This is a genomic window from Streptomyces sp. NPDC001599 (assembly GCF_042893535.1).
Taxonomy (GTDB): domain Bacteria; phylum Actinomycetota; class Actinomycetes; order Streptomycetales; family Streptomycetaceae; genus Streptomyces.
Genome location: NZ_JBIAVA010000001.1, coordinates 307,741 through 326,003, shown reverse-complemented (window position 1 = coordinate 326,003; position 18,263 = coordinate 307,741). Strand labels below are relative to the sequence as shown.

Here is an 18,263-nt window from a genome sequence, read left to right as displayed (position 1 = left end):
CCCGGTCCGGGCCAACGTTTCCGTTCGAATTATCGTCTTCGCACGTGTGTCCACGCCGGGCACCCCCGACGACGCCGAACGGAACCCCCCGACCGTGGCCCCTGCCGAACTCACCGCCCCCCGGTCCGAACGGGGTCAGGACAGACGTCCGGGCGACGCCCTGCGCGACTTCGGGCGCCGGTATCGCGTGCCGCTGCTCGCCACGTTGCCCACCATTCCGCTGTACGTGGTGTGGTGGGCGTTTCTCGCCACGGGCGGCGGTGACCTCGCCGCGCAGGAGGCGTGGGCGGACTTCGCGTCGCGGCACGGGGGTTCGGCGTACGGGCTGTTCTGGTACGGCGGGATGCACACCGCCAACTACAGCGTCATATCCCCGTACTTGATGGCGGCGCTCGGCGTGCGCACGGTCACGGTCGTGTCCGGTCTCGCCGCCTCCTGGCTGGCGGCCGTGCTGATGGTGCGGGGCGGGGTGCGCCGGCCGGTGTGGCCCGCGCTGCTCGCCTCCCTCGCGCTGTGGTGCGACGTCGCCTCGGGCCGGACCACCTTCGCGCTCGGTGTCGCCCTCGCGCTGGCGGCCTGCGTGCCGCTGGTGCGGGAGCGGCGGCTGTGGCTCGCCGCCGGGTACGCGGCGCTGGCGACGGCGGCCTCGCCGGTGGCCGGGCTGTTCCTGGCCGTCGTGGGGGCCGCGTTCCTGCTGGTGCGGGACTGGCGGCGGGCCCTGGTGCTGCTCATACCCCCGGCGGCCGTCGTCGGGCTGACGACGCTGTTCTTCCCCTTCACCGGGGAGCAGCCCATGCCGGCGGACCGCATCTGGCCGCCGGTCGTGCTCGGCCTCGCCGTCACCGTGCTGGCCCCGCGTACCTGGCGGGTCGCCCGGTGGAGCGGGGCCGTTTACGCGCTCGGGACCGTCCTGACGTATCTGATCGCCTCGCCGGTCGGCACGAACGTCGAGCGGTTCGCGGAGCTGTTCGCGCCCGCCGTGCTGCTGGCCGCGCTGCTCACCGCCCCTCCGGCGCTCACCGCGGCCCGGTCGCGGCGGCTGCTGCCGGGGCTGCTGGCCGTCTCGCTCGTCTACTCCGCGGGCTGGGTGGGGAAGAAGACCGTCGACGATCTGAAGGTGTCCACCGTCGTGCCGGCCTGGGCCGCCGAGACGGACGGCGTCGTGGCGGCCCTGGAGGGGCTTGGCGCCGACCGGACACGGGTGGAGGTGGTGCCCGCCCGCAACCACCGCGAGGCCACCCTGCTCGCCCCGCACGTGAACCTGGCCCGCGGCTGGAACCGGCAGCTCGACGTGGAACGCGGCCGTCTCTTCTACGACGGTACCTTCTCCGCGGCCGCCTACCGGGCGTGGCTGGACCGCTGGGCGGTCGGCTTCGTCGTCGTTCCGCTCGGCAGGCCGGACGGCCCGGCCAGGGCGGAGGCGGAGCTGGTGCGGGACCCGGAGCTGCGGCCCGACTGGCTGGAGCCCGTCTGGCGGGACCCGCACTGGCAGGTCTTCCGGGTGCGGGACGCCGTACCGCTCGTCTCCGCGCCCGGCACGGTCGTGGAGACCACCCCCGCCGACCTGGTGCTGCGCGTGGACAGGCCCGGCGCGGTGACCGTGCGGGTCGCCTGGTCGCCGTGGCTGCGCAGCGACGGCGGGTGCCTGAAGCAGGAGGGCGAGTTCACCCGGCTGACCGTCGGGGCGCCGGGTGAGTACCGGATCAGCTCCCGGTACGGTCCTTCGCCGGGGCCGGGGGATCGCTGCTGACGTCCGCCGCGGGCTCCCGGGCCGTCTTCGTCCCCGCCTCCGTCGCCGCCACCGCCGTGACCGTCCTGGCCCGCGGGCCCTGGAACCAGTACGTCAGCCCGAAGCCCGCCGCGACCACCGCCGCGCCGCCCACCGCGTCCAGGACCCAGTGGTTGCCGGTCGCCACGATCGCCGAGACGGTGAAGAGCGGGTGGAGCAGGCCCAGGGCCTTCATCCACATCCTCGGCGCGATGATCGCGATCGCCACCCCGCACCACAGGGACCAGCCGAAGTGCAGCGACGGCATCGCCGCGTACTGGTTGGTGAGGTGCGTCAGCGTGCCGTAGTCCGGCTTGGAGAAGTCCTGCACGCCGTGCACGGTGTCGATGATCCCGAGCCCCGGCATCAGCCGCGGCGGGGCCAGCGGGTAGAGCCAGAAGCCGACCAGGGCCAGCAGGGTGGCGAAGCCCAGGGAGGCGCGGGCCCAGCGGTAGTCGACGGGTCGGCGCCAGTACAGGACGCCGAGGACGGCCAGCGGGACGACGAAGTGGAACGACGTGTAGTAGAAGTCGAAGAAGTCCCGCAGCCAGCCGACCTTCACCACCGCGTGGTTGATCGCGTGCTCGATGTCAATGTGCAGGAACCGCTCGATGTCCAGGATCTGCGTGCCGTGCTCCTCGGCGCGCGCCCGGCCCGCCGAGTTGCTGCCGCCGGTCGCCGCGAGGCGGACCTGGGAGTAGGCGGCGTAGGTGACCCGGATGAGGAGCAGCTCCAGGAGGAGGTTGGGACGGGTGAGGACCCGGCGCAGGAACGGCAGCAGCGGGACGTGCTTGAACCGGGTCGGGACGGGGGGCGCGTAGGCCGTGGGGACCGGGTTGTCGAAGTAGGGCGACGTGCGCGAAAGGAAGGGCACGGCGACGGCGGCGGCCAGCGCGGCGAGCAGGACGACGTTGTCCCGCAGCGGGTACAGGGCCGACATGTTCGGCAGCATCATCTTCGCGGGCAGCGTCATCACCAGGACGACGGCGACCGGCCACACGTACCGGTCCGAGGCCCGCTTGCCGACCCGGCCGACGACGGCGGGCAGCACCCACAGCAGCTGGTGCTGCCAGGTGGCCGGGGAGACGGCCACGGCCGCGCAGCCGGTGACGGCGACGGCGAGCAGGAGCTGGCCGTCACGGGCGTAGCGCACGGCGCGGCGCAGGGCGAGGACGGCGACGGCGGCGCCGAGCAGGAGGAAGAGGGCGATCTCCAGCGGGCCGTTCAGGCCGAGGCGGAGCAGCACGCCGTGCAGCGACTGGTTGGCGAGGTCGTCGGCCTCGCCGCCCAGGCCGACGCCCGCCATGTGGTGCACCCAGTACGTGTAGGAGTCCTGGGCCATGGCCGCCCAGGCGACGGCGGTGCAGGCGGCGAAGGTGATCCCGGTCGACACGGCGGCGCGTCTGCGGTCGGTGAACCACAGCAGCGGGACGAAGAGCAGGACGGTCGGCTGGAAGGCGGCGGCGACGCCGATCAGCACGCCGCCCACCCGGTCGCCCTGGGCCCCGCGTACGGCGAAGCAGCCCAGCAGGACGAGGAGGACCGGGATGATGCTGGTCTGGCCGAGCCAGAACGCGTTGCGCACCGGGAGCGACAGCATCAGCAGGCTGATGGCGACCGGCGCCGCCAGCAGCGCCGTACGGCGTCCGACCGGCTGGGGCAGGGCGCGGGCGGCGACCAGGCCGAGCGCGACGACCAGCAGCAGCGAGCCGAAGGTCCAGCCCCAGCCGAGGGCCTGCTCGGCGGCGCGGGTGAAGGGCTTGAGGACGAGACCCACGAAGGGCGTCCCGGTGAACTGCGTGGAGTCGTAGAGGGACCCCTCCACGTGCAGGACGCCGTGCTCGCCGACCCAGGTCTCCAGGTCCGTCAGGCGTTCCCCGCGCGGGGTGCCGAGGACGGCGGCCACCTGTCGTACGGCCAGGACGGCGGCGATCAGCCACAGGCCGAGGCGTGCGACGCGCCATCGTGCTCTGGTCACGTCGGCGGCCGAGGCTCCGAAGGACTCCGCCGGTCGCCCACTGTGCTCCGCATTCGCCACGCCTCGTCGGCCTCCCGCCCCGTTCGTACCGTACGCACCGCGCTCGTGGACGCGGTGTGTCGTTCCCGCGAACCCTATGAGGCTCGCACCACCCCCGGAGGAAGACGCGGGCGACCCCCACTCAACCTGACAGCCGCCCGCTTCTCGACCCGGGGAGCGAGAAGGATCACAGAGCGCGGGTGAGGGAACGGCACGCGGCGCGCGCATGTCCCCTGCGTGTACGCCATTTTGGTGCACAGTGCAACGAAAAGCATACCGGGCGTAAGCGGAGCATCAGCGCCTATGGTCGCTTTTCCGCCCGTGGCCGAGTGCCGCGGGCTCTTTCCGGCCCGGCGACAGCGCCGCCGTGCGGGTCGTGGCGTTCCCCCGCCTCCGTCCCTGTCCCCGTCGAAAGCAGGCGAGCGTAGTTTTGTCGGCCGCCCCCGTCGCCACTCCCCCGTTCCGCACCAGTCCCGTACCCGCCGTCCCGCGTGCCCCCGGCGCGCCCACCGCCACCGATCCCGCCCTCGTCCGGCGTGCCGTCAAGGCGGCGGCGCTGGGCAACGCGATGGAGTGGTTCGACTTCGGCGTCTACAGCTACATCGCCGTGACGCTGGGCAAGGTCTTCTTCCCGTCGGGCAACCCGACCGCGCAGTTGCTCTCCACCTTCGGCGCCTTCGCGGCGGCGTTCCTGGTGCGTCCGCTGGGCGGCATGGTCTTCGGTCCGCTCGGGGACCGGGTCGGGCGGCAGAAGGTGCTCGCCGTGACGATGATCATGATGGCGGCGGGCACGTTCGCCATCGGTCTGATTCCGTCGTACGCGACGATCGGCGTCTGGGCGCCGGTGCTGCTGCTGGTCGCACGGCTGGTGCAGGGGTTCTCCACCGGCGGTGAGTACGCGGGCGCGTCCACCTTCATCGCCGAGTACGCGCCGGACCGGCGGCGCGGGTTCCTCGGCAGCTGGCTGGAGTTCGGCACGCTCGCCGGGTACATCGGCGGCGCCGGTCTGGTGACGCTGATGACGGCGCTGCTGTCGGACGGCGATCTGATGTCCTGGGGCTGGCGCATCCCGTTCCTGATCGCGGGCCCGATGGGCATCGTCGGCCTGTACCTGCGGATGCGGCTGGAGGAGACCCCGGCGTTCGCGGCCGAGGTGGCGAAGGCGGAGACGGAGCGGGTGAAGGTGCCGCTGCGCGAGATGGTCACCGGTCAGTGGCGGGCGCTGCTGCTCTGCGTCGGCCTGGTGCTGGTCTTCAACGTCACCGACTACATGCTGCTGTCGTACATGCCGAGCTATCTGACCAGCGAACTGAAGTACGACGAGACGCACGGGCTGCTCGTGGTGCTGGGCGTGATGGCGCTGATGATGGTCGTCCAGCCGTTCGCGGGCGCGCTGACCGACCGGGTCGGGCGGCGGCCGGTGATCGCCGCGGGCTGCGCGGGCTTCCTGCTGCTGTCCGTCCCGGCGCTGCTGCTGATCCGCGAGGGCAGCCTGCTCGCGGTGGCCCTGGGCATGGCCGCGCTGGGCCTGCTGCTGGTGTGCTTCACGGCGTCGATGCCGTCGGCGCTGCCGGCGCTGTTCCCGACGCGGGTGCGGTACGGCTCGCTGTCGATCGGCTTCAACGTGTCGGTGTCGCTGTTCGGCGGGACGACGCCGCTGGTGGTGACGGCGCTGATCGGGGCGACGGGCGACATGATGATGCCCGCGTACTACATGATGGCCGCGGCCGTGGTCGGCGGCGTCGCGGTGTGGTTCATGACGGAGTCGGCGGGCCGCCCGCTGCCGGGCTCGGCACCGGCGGTGGAGCAACGGCGCTGACCGCCCTTGTCTGCGAGACTGCCAGGATGATGGTCAGACTCGCAGAGGAGCGGGACTTCCCCGGCTTCCTGGGCCTGGCGGGCCAGGTGGAGCACTGGTTCGGCCCGATGGTCGAGGACGCCGGATTCCACGACGCGGTGCGCGAGCACATCCGCCGGGGCGCGGCCCTGGTCGCCGTCGCCCCGTACCCGGACACCGACGCGAGCCCGGGTACGGGCAGGGGTGCGAGCCCGGCCGCGGGTACGGGTACGGAGCTGCTCGGCGGGCTTCTGTTCGGCACGGACGCGGACGCGGACCGGCCGGTCGTCCACCACGTCCACTGGCTGGTCGTGTCCCGGCAGGCCCGTGCGGGGGGCGTCGGCCGTGCGCTGATGCGGGACGCGATGCGCAGGTGGGTGCGGGAACCGGCCGACATCGAGGTGGTCACCTTCGGCGCCGACCACCCCGGCGCCACCGAGAGCGGCGCCCGCGCCTTCTACGAGCGCCTCGGCTTCACCCCCGCCGAAGCCGTCGCCCCCGGCCCGGAGGGCGGCTCCCGCCAGCTCTTCCGCCGCGGGGCACAGGTCCGGCCCACGGGCCGGGAACACGTCACCACGCACACGGGAGGCCCCGCATGAGCGAGTCGCAGGTCTGGGACGACGTCGACACCTACTTCGTCACCCACCTCGCACCGGACGACGACGCCCTGGCGGCCGCCCGCAGGGAGAGCGACGCCGCCGGGCTGCCTCCGGTGAACGTCGCCGCCAACCAGGGCAAGCTCCTCCAGCTCCTCGCCCAGATCCAGGGCGCCCGCACCATCCTGGAGATCGGCACCCTGGGCGGCTACAGCACCATCTGGCTGGCCCGCGCCCTGCCCGCCGAGGGCCGCCTGGTCACGCTGGAGTACAGCGCCCGGCACGCGGAGGTCGCCACCCGCAACATCGCCCGCGCCGGACTCGACGCGCTCGTCGACGTACGGGTGGGTCCCGCACTGGAGTCCCTGCCGAAGCTCGCCGACGAGAACCCGCCGCCCTTCGACCTGGTCTTCATCGACGCCGACAAGGGCAACAACCCGCACTACCTCGAGTGGGCCCTGAAACTCACCAGCACCGGCAGCCTGATCGTCATCGACAACGTGGTCCGCGGCGGCCGGGTGGCCGACGCCGACGACACCGGCGACGACGTGCGCGGCACCCGCGCCGCCATCGAGCTGATCGGCAGCCACCCCCGGCTCAGCGGCACCGCGCTCCAGACGGTCGGCACCAAGGGGTACGACGGTTTCGCGCTGGCGCGCGTGCTGGCCTGAGCCGCCGGCCCGAGCGCGGGGCCGCGCCTACACCTCGTGGTAGAAGCCGACGTTGACGCTGCGCGGCTCCGCGCGGTCCTGCACCACCACCTCGCCGCTGCCGCCCCTGGGCAGCGGCACGGTGCCGCCGTACGGCAGGGCCTGCCGGTGTTCGCCGATGGTCAGCCGGACCTCGCTGGAGGGGTCCGGCTGGGAGCCGCGCAGCCAGCTCAGCCGCCAGGTGCCGTCGGCTCCGCAGCGGAATTCCAGGTGGACCCGGGAGACGAACAGCCAGTCGTCCGGCGTCGACAGCCGGCACACGGACTTGTCCCTGCCCACCCGCAGCACCGCGTCCGGCTCGCTGGGCGCGTCGGCCATCTGCATGCCGGCCGTGGCACCCGCGTCCGCCGCGGTGACGGCGGCCATGGTGAGTTCGAGCACGTGCGCTCCTTCGAGGTCCCGTTGGCTTGTCGCCGCCGCATGATAGATCGACCGGTGAAGCCGTGTCCGGCGTCCGGCACAATGGGGTCATGACCGAGCGAAAGCCACCTGGCGTCGACTTCGAGTCCTGGGTCGACAAACAGATTCGAGACGCGGAGGCGCGCGGCGAGTTCGCCGAGCTGCCGGGCGTGGGCAAACCCCTGCCCGGCGAGATGGACAGCACCTACGACGAACTGTGGTGGGTCAAGCGGAAGATGGCCCGCGAGGGATTCTCCGTGCTGCCGCCCACGCTGGCCCTGCGCAAGGAGGCGGAGGACGCCCTGGAGGCGGCGGCGAAGGCACCGTCGGAGCGGGTGGTCCGCCGCATCGTCGAGGAGATCAACGTCAAGATCCGCGACGTCATGTTCAAGCCGCCGCCCGGCCCCCCGCTGGGTCTGAAGCCCTACGACGTCGAAGAGGTCGTACGGCAGTGGCGGGAGGGCCGGGCGGAGCGGTGACGCCCGTCGTTCACCGGCGCATCAGCTGGTCCGCCAGCTCGCGGTAGTCCCGCAGGGCCAGGCGGAGTTGCTCGGTGTCCGTGCTCGGCGCGTCCTTGTCCCCGCCGGCCTCGTGCCACGAGGTGCGCAGGGTCCGGCGGCGGTGCGCCACGGCGTCCGCGAAGCGGGCGGCGATCTCCTCCAGGACCCGGTCGGCCTCCTCCACGGAGGCCCGCGGCGCGTCGACGAACCCGGCCACGGCCTGGTGCAGCCGCTCACCGAGCCGGTCGGACTCCCCGGGCGGGAGGAGCGAGCCGGCACCCACCGGGACGTCCGACGGCCCGCCTGCCGGGCCGGCCACGGGAGCTGTTTCGCCGGTGGTACCGAATACGGGGGCCGTGCCGGGCTCGTGGGTGATGCCGGGCTCGGTCGTCGCGCCGGGCCCGGGGGTCGCGCCGGCACCGGCAGTGGTGGCGGACTCGGCCGGGATACCGCGTTCGGCCGCCGAACCGGGTCCGGCCGCCGTGCCGGGCTCGGTGGGGGTGCCGGGCTCGGTGGGGGTGCGGGGCTCGGTCGGGGTGCCGTGCTTGCCTGTCACGTCGGACATTTCCTCAGCTCTCCTTCGGCCGGCGCTTGCCGAGCGACCACGCGTGGGACGCGGGGGCGTGGTGCGCGAGTGACCCGCCGGTTTCCGTACCGGCCCGCTGCCGGCCGTCGTCGTGGCGGTCCTGGCGCACCAGGGCCTCGAACAGGGCCCGGGCCTCGACGAGGGCCTCACGCATCTCCTCCGTGCCCGCACCCCCGTCCCGGGCGTCGTCCACGCGTGCGTGGGTCACGCGGTGCACGCGGCGGTAGCCCTCGACGTGGTGCGCGTGGTGCACGGACAGCGCCGTGAGCTGCTCCTCGTACTGGCCGCCGTCCGGGAAGCCCCGGGCGCCGGCGAGTTCCGCGAGCAGCCGGTCCGCCTCGCCGACCGCCTCGCGCGGGGAGTCGACGAAGCGCTCCTGGACCGCGGCCCAGCGCGCCTCGAAGCGCTCGCGCTCGGCGGGTTCGAGGGGCCGCGTGTGCAACGACCCGTGCCGCCGCACCCGTTCGGCCAGTTCGCGTTCGGCCGCCTTGGTGTCGCCGTCGTGCCGGGCCACGGCCAGGTCGTACTCGGGCCCGAAGCGCCGCTTCAGGCTTCCGCCGTGCTGGGGGCCCCGTGCGCGCAGGGCAAGGACGGCCGCGACGACGAGCACGACCGCCACGATCACGATCAAAGCGATGATCACGCCTGTGGACATGAGTGCCTTCCGGGTTTGTCGGCCTGCCGTCTCTACGAGCGGGCCGGTTCGCCGTTCGTGTTGCCCCGCAGTCCGCGCTCAAACGGCGCACGGCGTGCACCGCCGGCCCACCGGTGGGAAAATACGCTTGCCCGGGACACCGGTCCCCGGCCGACAATGCGGGCCATGACCTGGACCGTCGACCCGGAACCGTACGACTCCCCCGTCGCCGCCGCCCTCTGGCGCGCGTACTACACGGAGGTGAGCGACCGCTGGTACCGGCTCCACGAGGGCCGTGCGACCGACCCCGACGAGCTGGAGCGGGAGATCGCCGCGTACCCGGGTGCCGACCTCGTACCGCCCCGCGGACGCCTGCTGGTCGCGCGCTACGGCGGTGCACCGGCCGGCACCTCGGGCGTCCGGCTGCTGGACGACACCACCGCCGAGCTGACCCGGGTGTTCCTGTACGGCCCGATGCGCGGCCGGGGCGGCGCCGCGCTGCTCGTGCGGGCCGCCGAGGACGCGGCACGGGCGCTCGGGGCGATGCGCATGGTCCTGGACACGCGGGGCGACCTCGTCGAGGCCCGCGCCCTGTACGCGCGCCTCGGCTACACCGAGACCGAGGCCTACAACGAGAGTCCGTACGCCGAGCACTGGTTCGCCAAGCGGCTGCGCCCGGACCGCGGCTCCTGACGGCGGCGCTCAGCCTGCCCGCGCGGGCGTGCGCCCCTCGTGCGGGCGCTCCCGCTCCGAGCCGCACAGTTCCCCGGTCAGCTCCCGCACCAGCCGCACCAGGTCGGTCGGGCGGTCCGGGCCCCACCAGTCGCCGAGCAGTTCGGCGAGCGAGTCCTCGCGGGCCAGCGCCAGCCGTTCGGCGACCTCCCGGCCCCGGCGGGTGAGGACCAGGTCGGGGCCCTCGCGGACGGCGAGGTGCCGCTCCTCCACCTGCCGGGCCGCCGCCATCACGGTGGCCAGCGGGACCGGGCTGCGTTCCGCCAGCTGGGCCGGTTCGACCCGGCCGTACTTCCTGACCCGCAGCAGCATCCAGCTCGACGCGGGCAGCAGGTCGTAGCCCGCCCGCGCGGTGATCCTGCGGTAGATCTCCCGGCGGCCCTCCCGGGTGCCGAGCACCGACAGGGCGCGGCACACCTCGTCGTGCGAGGAGCGCTCCACCGGGTTGCTGGCGAGGGTCTGGGTGGCGTCCGGCGCCGTGACCGAGCCGCGCAGCCGGTCCTCCTTGAGGAACCAGGCCAGCAGGAAGGCGAGCAGGGCGACGGGAGCGGCGTACAGGAAGACGTCGGTGATGGAGGAGGCGTAGGCGTGGATCGCGTCGGGACGCAGCGCGGGCGGGAGGGCGCCGATGCCGCGCGGGTCGGCCTTGAGGGTGTCCACGGAGACGCCGGGCGGCAGGGCGGCGCCCCGGAAGGCGTCCGTGAGCTGGTCGCCGAGGCGGCTCGCGAAGATCGTGCCGAAGATGGCCACGCCGAACGACGCGCCGATGGACCGGAAGAAGGTCGCGCCGGAGGTGGCGACGCCCAGGTCCTCGTAGGGGACGGCGTTCTGCACGATGAGGACGAGGACCTGCATCACCAGGCCGAGGCCCAGGCCGAAGACGAAGAAGTAGGCGCTCACCTCGCCGGTGGAGCTGTGCTCGTCGAGCTGGTGCAGCAGGAGCAGACCGAGGGTGGTGACGGCGGTGCCCGCGACGGGGAACACCTTCCAGCGGCCGGTACGGCTGACGATCTGCCCGGAGACGGTCGACGACAGCAGCAGGCCGAACACCATCGGCAGCATGTACACACCGGACACGGTGGGGGAGACACCGCGCACGACCTGCAAGAACGTCGGCAGGTACGTCATCGCGCCGAACATCGCGAAGCCGATGACGAAGCTGATGACCGCGGACAGCGTGAAGGTGCGGACGCGGAAGAGCTTCAGCGGCAGGACGGGCTCGGCCGCCCTGCGCTCCACGGCCACGAAGAGCACGGCCAGGACCACCGCCAGCACCGCGAGCCCGATGATCTGCGGGGAGCCCCAGGCCCAGGTCGTGCCGCCGAGCGAGGCCACGAGCACCAGGCTGGTGGCGACGGAGGCGATGAGCAGGGTGCCGAGATAGTCGATGACGTGCCGGGCGGCGCGGCGCGGGATGTGCAGGACCGCGGCGATCACGGCGAGCGCGACGACGCCGATGGGCAGGTTGATGTAGAAGACCCAGCGCCAGCTGAGGTGCTCGGTGAAGACCCCGCCCAGCAGTGGGCCGAGCACGCTGGTCGCGCCGAAGACGGCGCCGAACAGGCCCTGGTAGCGGCCTCGTTCACGGGGCGGCACCAGGTCGCCGACGATCGCCATCGAAAGCACCATCAAGCCGCCGCCGCCCAGGCCCTGGAGGGCGCGGAAGGCGATCAGCTGGCCCATGCCCTGCGCGATGCCGCACAGCGCGGAACCGACCAGGAAGATCCCGATCGCCAGCTGGAACAGCCTCTTGCGCCCGTACTGGTCGCCGAGCTTGCCCCACAGCGGGGTCGCGGCGGTCGCCGCCAGGAGGTAGGCGGTGACCACCCAGGACAGGTGCTCGAGGCCGCCCAGATCGCTGACGATGGTCGGCAGCGCCGTCGACACGATGGTCTGGTCGAGTGCGGCGAGCAGCATGCCGAGGAGCAGGGCTCCGATGGAGACGAGTACGCCGCTGGAGACCTGCTCCCGCTCCCCCGGTGCGGCGGGCCGCGCCGGGTCCGGCTCCGACTCCGTCGTCTCGCGCACGTCTCCGGCCATCCCGACCTCCACAGGTGTCACGGTCCATCCTGGTCGGTGTGACCAGTTATGGCCGTTTCAGTCCTCCTGGAGGCCGGCATTCCGGGGGCGTGTGCGCCGAAGTATGGAGAAGATCTGCATAATCTCTGGAGTTCGCGAGGGGAGTCGCGAGGGGAGGGACGAACGCGTGGAGCAGCAGAAGGAACCGTCGCAGGACCGGCCGGCGGGGGCCGCCTGCCCGGAGTGCGGCACACCCAGGGCGGTGGACAACACCCCGTCCTGCGCCTGCGGAACCAGGGCGTCCGACGCCCTGCGCGACGCACGCACGGCCCAGGCGGCAGCGGCGGAGGACTTCGATCCGCTGCGCATACGGCCGTACGTCGAGCTGGACGGCGCCGACGCCGGGGGGTCTTCGGATGCGCCCGACGCGTCCGGTGCGCCCAGCGCCGCGCCCGCGTCCGATTCCGACCCGGACGCCACCATGACACTGCGCGCCGTCGACGCCGGGGCCGGTGCCGGTTCCGGAGCCGACCCCGGTACCGACTCGCCCGGCGGGGACACGGAGGCGACCTCCGCGCTGCCGACGCCGCTGGCCCCCTCCGCGGGCTCGCCCAGCGCGCACGACCTGCGCCTGTTCGAGGCATCCGCCACCGCGCCCCTCCCCCGGGCGGACCCGGGGACGGGAGGCGCAGGCGGCGGACGGCCACCGCGAGGGCGGCGCAAGGGCGTCCTGCTGAGTGCCGCCGGAGCGGTCGTGGTCGTGATCGGCGCGGCGGGCTTCGCCAGCGGGCTGTTCTCGTACGACACCCCGTCGCGGGACGGGGCGCTGCCGGACGAGGTCCGGGCGAGCGTGCCGGACCCGTCGACCAGCGAGGCCCCGCCCAGTCCGGAACCGAGCGCGTCCTCCGCCCCGGCGTCGCCCTCCGCGTCCTCCTCCCCGTCCGAGTCCGCCTCGCCGTCGGCCAGTGCGAGCGCCTCGGCCTCGCCGTCCCCGTCGGCGTCGAGCGCCTCGCCCACACCGTCCCGGTCGGCCGAGCCGACGCGGAGCACGAGCGCGCCGGCCGACGACGCCCCGCAGGAGTCCGAGGAGGACGACCGGGACCCCGGCGGCGGCCCCACACTGCGCCACGGCGACCAGGGCCCGGAGGTCGTGGAACTCCAGCAGCGCCTGAAGGAGAAGTGGATGTACTGGGGCGACCTCGACGGGGACTACGACCGCCAGGTCGAGGACGCCGTCCGCCAGTACCAGTGGGAGAACCGCATCCGCACCGACAGGGTCGGCGTCTACGGCCCGGACACCCGCCGCAAGCTGGAGTCGGAGACCCGGGAACCGTAGGGGCGGCGGGCCGCTCGGCAGCCCCCGTCAGCCGATGTGCAGGCGCAGCCCGCCGTCCGCGTCGGCCTCGACGCGCACCCGCGTCAGGTCCTCCACGACCACGTCCGGCCCGTGGAACCCGGCGCGCGGTCCGACCCCGACGACCCGCATCCCGGCGGCACGTCCGGCCGCGACACCGGCGCCGGAGTCCTCGAAGACGATGCAGTCGGCGGGGGCGATGCCCAGTTCGGCGGCGCCCTTGAGGAAGCCCTCCGGGTCGGGCTTGCTCGCACCGACCGACTCGGCGGTGACCCGGACGTCCGGCTGCGCGAGCCCGGCGGCGGCCATCCGCGCGGTGGACAGGGCCACGTCGGCCGAGGTCACCAGGGCGTGCGGCAGCCCGCGCAGCGAGGCGAGGAACTCCGCCGCGCCGGGGATCGCGACGACGCCCTCGGTGTCGGCGGTCTCCTCGGCGAGCATGCGCGCGTTGTCGGCGTGGTTCTGCTCCATGGGCCGGTCCGGCAGCAGCAGCGCCATCGAGGCATAGCCCTGCCGTCCGTGGACGACCTTCATGACCTCGTCGCCGTCCAGCCCGTGCCGGTCGGCCCAGCGCCGCCAGACACGGTCCACGGCGGCGTCCGAGTTGACGAGGGTGCCGTCCATGTCGAGCAGCAGGGCGCGGGCGGGCAGAACGGTGGTGGCGGTGGCCGTCATCGGCAGACTCCAAGGGGCGGGGAGGGAACAAGGCGGCCCCGCCCGCCGGTCAGGGAGAACGGGCGGGAGCCACTTTGTTCATCCACGGTACAAAATAGACCGGGTTCGCGCCACCGGCACGCGCCTCTCCGCACCCGCCGGCCGCTCAGCCGGCGATCGCCTCCCACAGGCTCCACACGCCGAGGCCCAGCATGAGCACGGCCGCGATCTTCGTGATCAGCCCCAGCGGCACCCGCTTCATCAGGGCCTTTCCACCGACGATGCCGAGCCCGGCCACCGCCCACAGCGCGAGCACCGCGCCGAGGCCGACGGAGAGCGGGTCGTCGTAACGGGCCGCGAGGTTGGCCGTCATGATCTGCGTCAGGTCACCGAACTCGGCGACCAGGATGAGCATGAAGCCCGCCCCGGCGACCTTCCAGAAGGACTGGTCCTCCGGCTTGCGGATCTCCTCGTCCCCGTCGTCCTTCTTCATCAGCAGCACGGCGGCGCCGCCCAGGAACAGCACACCGGTGATCGCGTGCACGAGCTGCTGGGGCAGCAGGGTCAGCACGCTTCCGGCCGCGACCGCCAGCACGACGTGCAGCAGGAAGGCGGCGGCCACGCCCGCGAAGACGTACGAGGCGCGGTAGCGGGTGCCGAGGACGAGGCCGGCGAGGGCGGTCTTGTCCGGCAGTTCGGCGAGGAAGACGACACCGAAGACGAGCGCCGTCACGGTCAGGCTGATCAAGATTCCTCAATCGGTCGGGGCCACCCCACCGAGAGTGCTGGTTGCGCGGCTTTCACGACCTCCGCGACACGCGACACCTCGGCACGGCAGCACACGGATCCACCCCTGCCGTACGGCACGGGCGTGCACTGCTTGCCGAAGGTCTCGCTGGCCTGCCTCGCGTGCGAGGCCTGCCTCCGGGCGCCGGCTCAGGCGGGCTGAGCAGTATGTCGACGGTCCGGCGAAGAGCTACTCCCCTTCTGCGCCGTCCATCGTACGCGACCCCTCGGCCGGAACCGAGGGCCGAAGGTCCCGCCTCGAACTCTTGTCACGAGTCTCGTCGCACTCCTGGACGTGCCATGCACACGTCACTAACTTCTAACCGACCGCACACCTGTGCGCCATGCGGCGTCGCGAGCATTCCCCTGCCCGCGTCCCAACACCCCCACACCCCAAGGGAGTTCGCATGCCGAAGTTCTACGCGCGTCGACGGCTCGGTTTCCTCGCCGCGTTCACCGGGCTCATAGCCTCCGCCGGGCTCCTCAACGGCCCGGCCGCCTCCGCCGCCCTCCCCACCCCGGTCAGCGCCGCCACCGCCCGCACCTACCTCGCCTCCCTCACGGTGGCCACCGAGGACCGCACCGGTTACGACCGCGACCTCTTCCCGCACTGGATCACCCAGTCCGGCACCTGCAACACCCGCGAGACGATCCTCAAGCGCGACGGCACGAACGTCGTCACCGACTCCTCCTGCGCCGCCACCAGCGGCAGTTGGTACTCCCCCTACGACGGGGCCACCTGGTCCGCCTCCTCCGACGTCGACATCGACCACCTGGTGCCGCTCGCCGAGGCCTGGGACTCCGGCGCCGACTCCTGGACCACCTCGCTGCGGCAGTCCTTCGCCAACGACCTGACCCGGCCCCAGCTCCTCGCCGTCACCGACAACGTCAACCAGTCCAAGGGCGACCAGGACCCGGCCACCTGGATGCCCTCGCGCAGCGCCTACCGCTGCACGTACGTGCGCGCCTGGGTGCAGGTGAAGTACTACTACGACCTCTCGGTCGACTCGGCGGAGAAGTCCGCCCTCCAGGGCTACCTCGCCAACTGCTGACGGCCCGTACACCGTCCGTTCGGCGCGGAACCTCCCCACCGGCCTCCGTCGTTCCGTACCGTACGGGGCGACGGAGGAGAGGATCATCATGGCGGAACTGCGCCTGGGCCCACTGCTGAGGTACACCGACGGTGCGTGCGCGACCGTCTGGGTCGAGACGGACCGCCCCTGCACGGCCGAGGTGCGCTGCGCCGACGGCGCCCGGGGCACGGCCCGCAGCTTCAGGATCGCGGACCACCACTACGCGCTGGTCCCGGTCGGCGGGCTGACCCCCGGCACGGCGACGGAGTACGAGGTGCTGCTCGACGGCACGGGCGTGTGGCCGCCGCGCGACTCCCGCTTCCCACCGTCGGTGATCGCCACGCCCGGGGACGACGACGGCATGCGCGTCGCCTTCGGCTCCTGCCGCTGGGCGGCGCCGCCCTCGGGAGGCAAGGGCCGGGTGGGCCCCGACGCCCTGGACACCCTCTCCGCGCGCGTCGCGGCCGATCCCGGCGGCGCCCGCCCGGACGTTCTGCTGCTGCTCGGCGACCAGGTGTACGCCGACGAGATCTCCGACGCCACGCGCGAGTGGATCGCCGGCCGCCGCGACGTGGAGGCGGGCCCCGGCGCCCAGGTCGCCGACTACGAGGAGTACACCCGGCTCTACTACGAGTCCTGGCTCGACCCCGAGGTGCGCTGGCTGCTGTCCACCGTGCCGAGCTGCATGATCTTCGACGACCACGACGTCATCGACGACTGGAACACCTCCGCCGCCTGGCTCGCCGACATGCGGGCCACCGACTGGTGGCAGGAGCGGGTGCTGAGCGGGCTGATGTCGTACTGGGTGTACCAGCAGCTGGGCAACCTCTCCCCGGACGAACTGGCCGCCGACCCGCTCTACACGGCCGTCCGGGAGGCGGCCGACGGCACCGACGTCCTGCGGGAGTTCGCCGCACGGGCCGACGCCGATCCGGCCTCCGTCCGCTGGAGCTACCGCCGCGACTTCGGGCGCACCCGGCTGCTGATGGTCGACTCCCGCGCGGCTCGCGTCCTGGAGGAGGACCGCCGCACGATGCTCGACCCGGGCGAGGCCGCCTGGCTGCGCGAGCAGGTCATGGAGGGACGGGGCGACGGCGACGGCGACGGCGACGGCGACGGCGACGGCGACAGTGACGGTGACAGTGACGGTGCTTACGACCACCTGCTGATCGGCACCTCCCTGCCCTGGCTGCTGCCCCACCTGGTGCACGACGTGGAGGCGTGGAACGCCGCGATGTGCGGCGGCGAGCGGGGCCCCCGCTGGGCACGGATCGGGGAACGGATACGGCGCGGCGCCGACCTGGAGCACTGGTCCGCGTTCCCCTCGTCCTTCGACGCCCTCGGCGACCTGATCGCCGATGCCGGTACCGGGCCGGGGGCGCCCGCGACGGTGAGCGTGCTGTCGGGCGACGTCCACCACGCCTACGTGGCCGAGCCGTCGTGGCCGGGGCGTACGCCCGACGCGCGGGTGGCCCAGCTGACCTGTTCCCCCGTCCACAACTCGGTGCCGGTCTCGATCCGCCTCGGCTTCCGCTTCGGCTGGAGCGCTCCGGCGCGGGCCCTCGGGCGGCGCATCGCCCGGCACGGACGCTGTGCGCCCCCGGCGGTGGGCTGGCGCAGGACCGGCGGGCCCTGGTTCGGCAACCAGATCATGACGCTGACCCTGCGGGGGCGGTCGGCCCGGCTGCGCCTGGAACAGGCCCGCGCGAACCGGGACGGGACGAACGTCCTGCGGACGGTCACGGACCGGGAGCTGACGTAGCCGCACGGCGTTGTTCCGGCACGAGTCGGCGAGTGCGGGGCGGGGTATGAATCGAGTCACATCGGCGGGCCGCGCCGCGCGTGTGGGAGCGCTCCCACCTGGACCGGCGGCAGCGTCGGGCAGGTGACTGCACGTCAGGTTATGGCGGAATGTTGAACTTGCAAGTACTCATTAGGCTCACCTAACGTGGGCAGCCCACTCGGTTCCGTCCCCCACCGGCCCGCCCCGGCCGGCCGACCGAAGGAGCACCCCCGTATGCCCGCACGCCTCAACAGCACCAGCGCCCAGCCGTATGTTCTCGGCCTGTTCCGCATAGTCGTCGGCCTGCTCTTCGCCTGCCACGGCGCCGCCTCCCTCTTCGGCGTCCTCGGCGGCGCCGCGATGACGGGCGGCACGATCGACGCGGGAACCTGGCCGGGCTGGTACGCGGCCGTGATCCAACTGGTCGGCGGCGGCCTCGTCCTACTGGGCCTCGGCACCCGCCCGGCCGCGGTCATCTGCTCCGGCTCGATGGCCTACGCCTACTTCAAGGTGCACCAGCCGAACGCCCTGTGGCCGATGGAGAACGGCGGTGAGGCCCCCGCCATGTTCTGCTGGGCCTTCCTGCTGCTCGCCTTCACCGGTTCCGGCGCCTTCGGCCTGGACCGTCTCCTCGCCCGCCGCGTGTCCGAGCGGGACGAGTCCGCCCCCGAGCGGCAGACGCCGGTCGCCGCCTGACCGGACCGCCGCGGGCCCCCTCCTCCGTGTGAACGCCTTGCGTCGATCACACAAGCCCCCTGTGAACCCTCTGTCACACCCCGGGCGTACGCTGTATGGCTGTCATTGGCCGCTCCTGC

17 protein-coding genes are annotated in these 18,263 nt (G+C 73.1%); 10 read left to right on the top strand and 7 right to left on the bottom strand.

What is annotated here, in order from left to right; all coding sequences use genetic code 11:
* Window positions 1-94: 94 nt before the first annotated feature.
* Window positions 95-1,750, top strand: coding sequence for a hypothetical protein (locus ACFYZ3_RS01560; protein ID WP_388513200.1), 1,656 nt, complete (start codon window positions 95-97; stop codon window positions 1,748-1,750).
* Here ACFYZ3_RS01560 and ACFYZ3_RS01555 read toward each other — a convergent pair.
* The gene (locus tag ACFYZ3_RS01555) at window positions 1,704-3,806 is read right to left on the bottom strand and encodes a bifunctional glycosyltransferase 87/phosphatase PAP2 family protein (RefSeq protein ID WP_388513199.1); all 2,103 of its coding nucleotides are present in this window, start codon (window positions 3,804-3,806) and stop codon (window positions 1,704-1,706) included. The genes ACFYZ3_RS01560 and ACFYZ3_RS01555 overlap by 47 nt on opposite strands.
* Window positions 3,807-4,215: 409 nt before the next feature.
* On the opposite strand from ACFYZ3_RS01555, the gene proP reads away from it, so the two are divergent.
* From proP to ACFYZ3_RS01540, 3 genes are read left to right on the top strand one after another with little or no spacing between them, the layout of a single operon-like run.
* Complete coding sequence (proP, locus tag ACFYZ3_RS01550; protein ID WP_388513197.1) at window positions 4,216-5,604, top strand: glycine betaine/L-proline transporter ProP; 1,389 nt, start codon at window positions 4,216-4,218, stop codon at window positions 5,602-5,604.
* Between the two features lie 26 nt (window positions 5,605-5,630).
* Complete coding sequence (locus tag ACFYZ3_RS01545; protein ID WP_388513195.1) at window positions 5,631-6,221, top strand: GNAT family N-acetyltransferase; 591 nt, start codon at window positions 5,631-5,633, stop codon at window positions 6,219-6,221.
* Window positions 6,218-6,889 (top strand): O-methyltransferase, encoded by a 672-nt coding sequence (locus tag ACFYZ3_RS01540; protein WP_361014853.1) that lies wholly within the window; start codon window positions 6,218-6,220, stop codon window positions 6,887-6,889. Before ACFYZ3_RS01545 ends, ACFYZ3_RS01540 begins: the two co-directional genes overlap by 4 nt.
* Before the next feature lie 27 nt (window positions 6,890-6,916).
* On the opposite strand, the gene ACFYZ3_RS01535 is transcribed toward ACFYZ3_RS01540, so the two are convergent.
* Window positions 6,917-7,309, bottom strand: a complete 393-nt coding sequence (locus ACFYZ3_RS01535) for a hypothetical protein (RefSeq protein ID WP_193782873.1) — start codon at window positions 7,307-7,309, stop codon at window positions 6,917-6,919.
* An 89-nt stretch (window positions 7,310-7,398) separates the two neighbouring features.
* Between ACFYZ3_RS01535 and ACFYZ3_RS01530 the strand changes: the two genes are divergently transcribed.
* Window positions 7,399-7,806, top strand: a complete 408-nt coding sequence (locus ACFYZ3_RS01530; protein ID WP_388513193.1) for a DUF1992 domain-containing protein — start codon at window positions 7,399-7,401, stop codon at window positions 7,804-7,806.
* A 10-nt stretch (window positions 7,807-7,816) separates the two neighbouring features.
* On the opposite strand, the gene ACFYZ3_RS01525 is transcribed toward ACFYZ3_RS01530, so the two are convergent.
* On the bottom strand, window positions 7,817-8,392 hold the full coding sequence (locus ACFYZ3_RS01525) for a hypothetical protein (RefSeq protein ID WP_388513190.1): 576 nt from the start codon (window positions 8,390-8,392) through the stop codon (window positions 7,817-7,819).
* Window positions 8,393-8,396: 4 nt separating this feature from the next.
* Complete coding sequence (locus ACFYZ3_RS01520) at window positions 8,397-9,068, bottom strand: hypothetical protein (RefSeq protein ID WP_388513188.1); 672 nt, start codon at window positions 9,066-9,068, stop codon at window positions 8,397-8,399.
* 165 nt (window positions 9,069-9,233) lie between these two features.
* Between ACFYZ3_RS01520 and ACFYZ3_RS01515 the strand changes: the two genes are divergently transcribed.
* Complete coding sequence (locus tag ACFYZ3_RS01515) at window positions 9,234-9,740, top strand: GNAT family N-acetyltransferase (RefSeq protein WP_388513186.1); 507 nt, start codon at window positions 9,234-9,236, stop codon at window positions 9,738-9,740.
* A 9-nt stretch (window positions 9,741-9,749) separates the two neighbouring features.
* Here ACFYZ3_RS01515 and ACFYZ3_RS01510 read toward each other — a convergent pair whose 3' ends face one another.
* Window positions 9,750-11,819 (bottom strand): DHA2 family efflux MFS transporter permease subunit, encoded by a 2,070-nt coding sequence (locus tag ACFYZ3_RS01510; RefSeq protein ID WP_388513962.1) that lies wholly within the window; start codon window positions 11,817-11,819, stop codon window positions 9,750-9,752.
* Between the two features lie 166 nt (window positions 11,820-11,985).
* On the opposite strand from ACFYZ3_RS01510, the gene ACFYZ3_RS01505 reads away from it, so the two are divergent.
* Window positions 11,986-13,134 carry a peptidoglycan-binding protein gene (locus ACFYZ3_RS01505; protein WP_388513184.1) on the top strand — a complete coding sequence of 383 codons (1,149 nt, stop codon included), beginning with the start codon at window positions 11,986-11,988 and terminating at the stop codon, window positions 13,132-13,134.
* Window positions 13,135-13,161: 27 nt separating this feature from the next.
* Here ACFYZ3_RS01505 and ACFYZ3_RS01500 read toward each other — a convergent pair whose 3' ends face one another.
* Both ACFYZ3_RS01500 and ACFYZ3_RS01495 read right to left on the bottom strand, forming a co-directional pair.
* Complete coding sequence (locus tag ACFYZ3_RS01500; protein ID WP_361014843.1) at window positions 13,162-13,827, bottom strand: HAD-IA family hydrolase; 666 nt, start codon at window positions 13,825-13,827, stop codon at window positions 13,162-13,164.
* Window positions 13,828-13,972: 145 nt separating this feature from the next.
* On the bottom strand, window positions 13,973-14,554 hold the full coding sequence (locus tag ACFYZ3_RS01495) for a TMEM165/GDT1 family protein (RefSeq protein ID WP_328560214.1): 582 nt from the start codon (window positions 14,552-14,554) through the stop codon (window positions 13,973-13,975).
* Between the two features lie 445 nt (window positions 14,555-14,999).
* On the opposite strand from ACFYZ3_RS01495, the gene ACFYZ3_RS01490 reads away from it, so the two are divergent.
* From ACFYZ3_RS01490 to ACFYZ3_RS01480, 3 genes are all read left to right on the top strand, one after another.
* Window positions 15,000-15,644, top strand: coding sequence for an HNH endonuclease family protein (locus ACFYZ3_RS01490; protein ID WP_388513180.1), 645 nt, complete (start codon window positions 15,000-15,002; stop codon window positions 15,642-15,644).
* Between the two features lie 88 nt (window positions 15,645-15,732).
* The gene (locus ACFYZ3_RS01485) at window positions 15,733-17,427 is read left to right on the top strand and encodes an alkaline phosphatase D family protein (protein ID WP_388513178.1); all 1,695 of its coding nucleotides are present in this window, start codon (window positions 15,733-15,735) and stop codon (window positions 17,425-17,427) included.
* Window positions 17,428-17,682: 255 nt separating this feature from the next.
* Window positions 17,683-18,144, top strand: a complete 462-nt coding sequence (locus ACFYZ3_RS01480) for a DoxX family protein (RefSeq protein WP_356858830.1) — start codon at window positions 17,683-17,685, stop codon at window positions 18,142-18,144.
* Window positions 18,145-18,263: the final 119 nt, after the last annotated feature.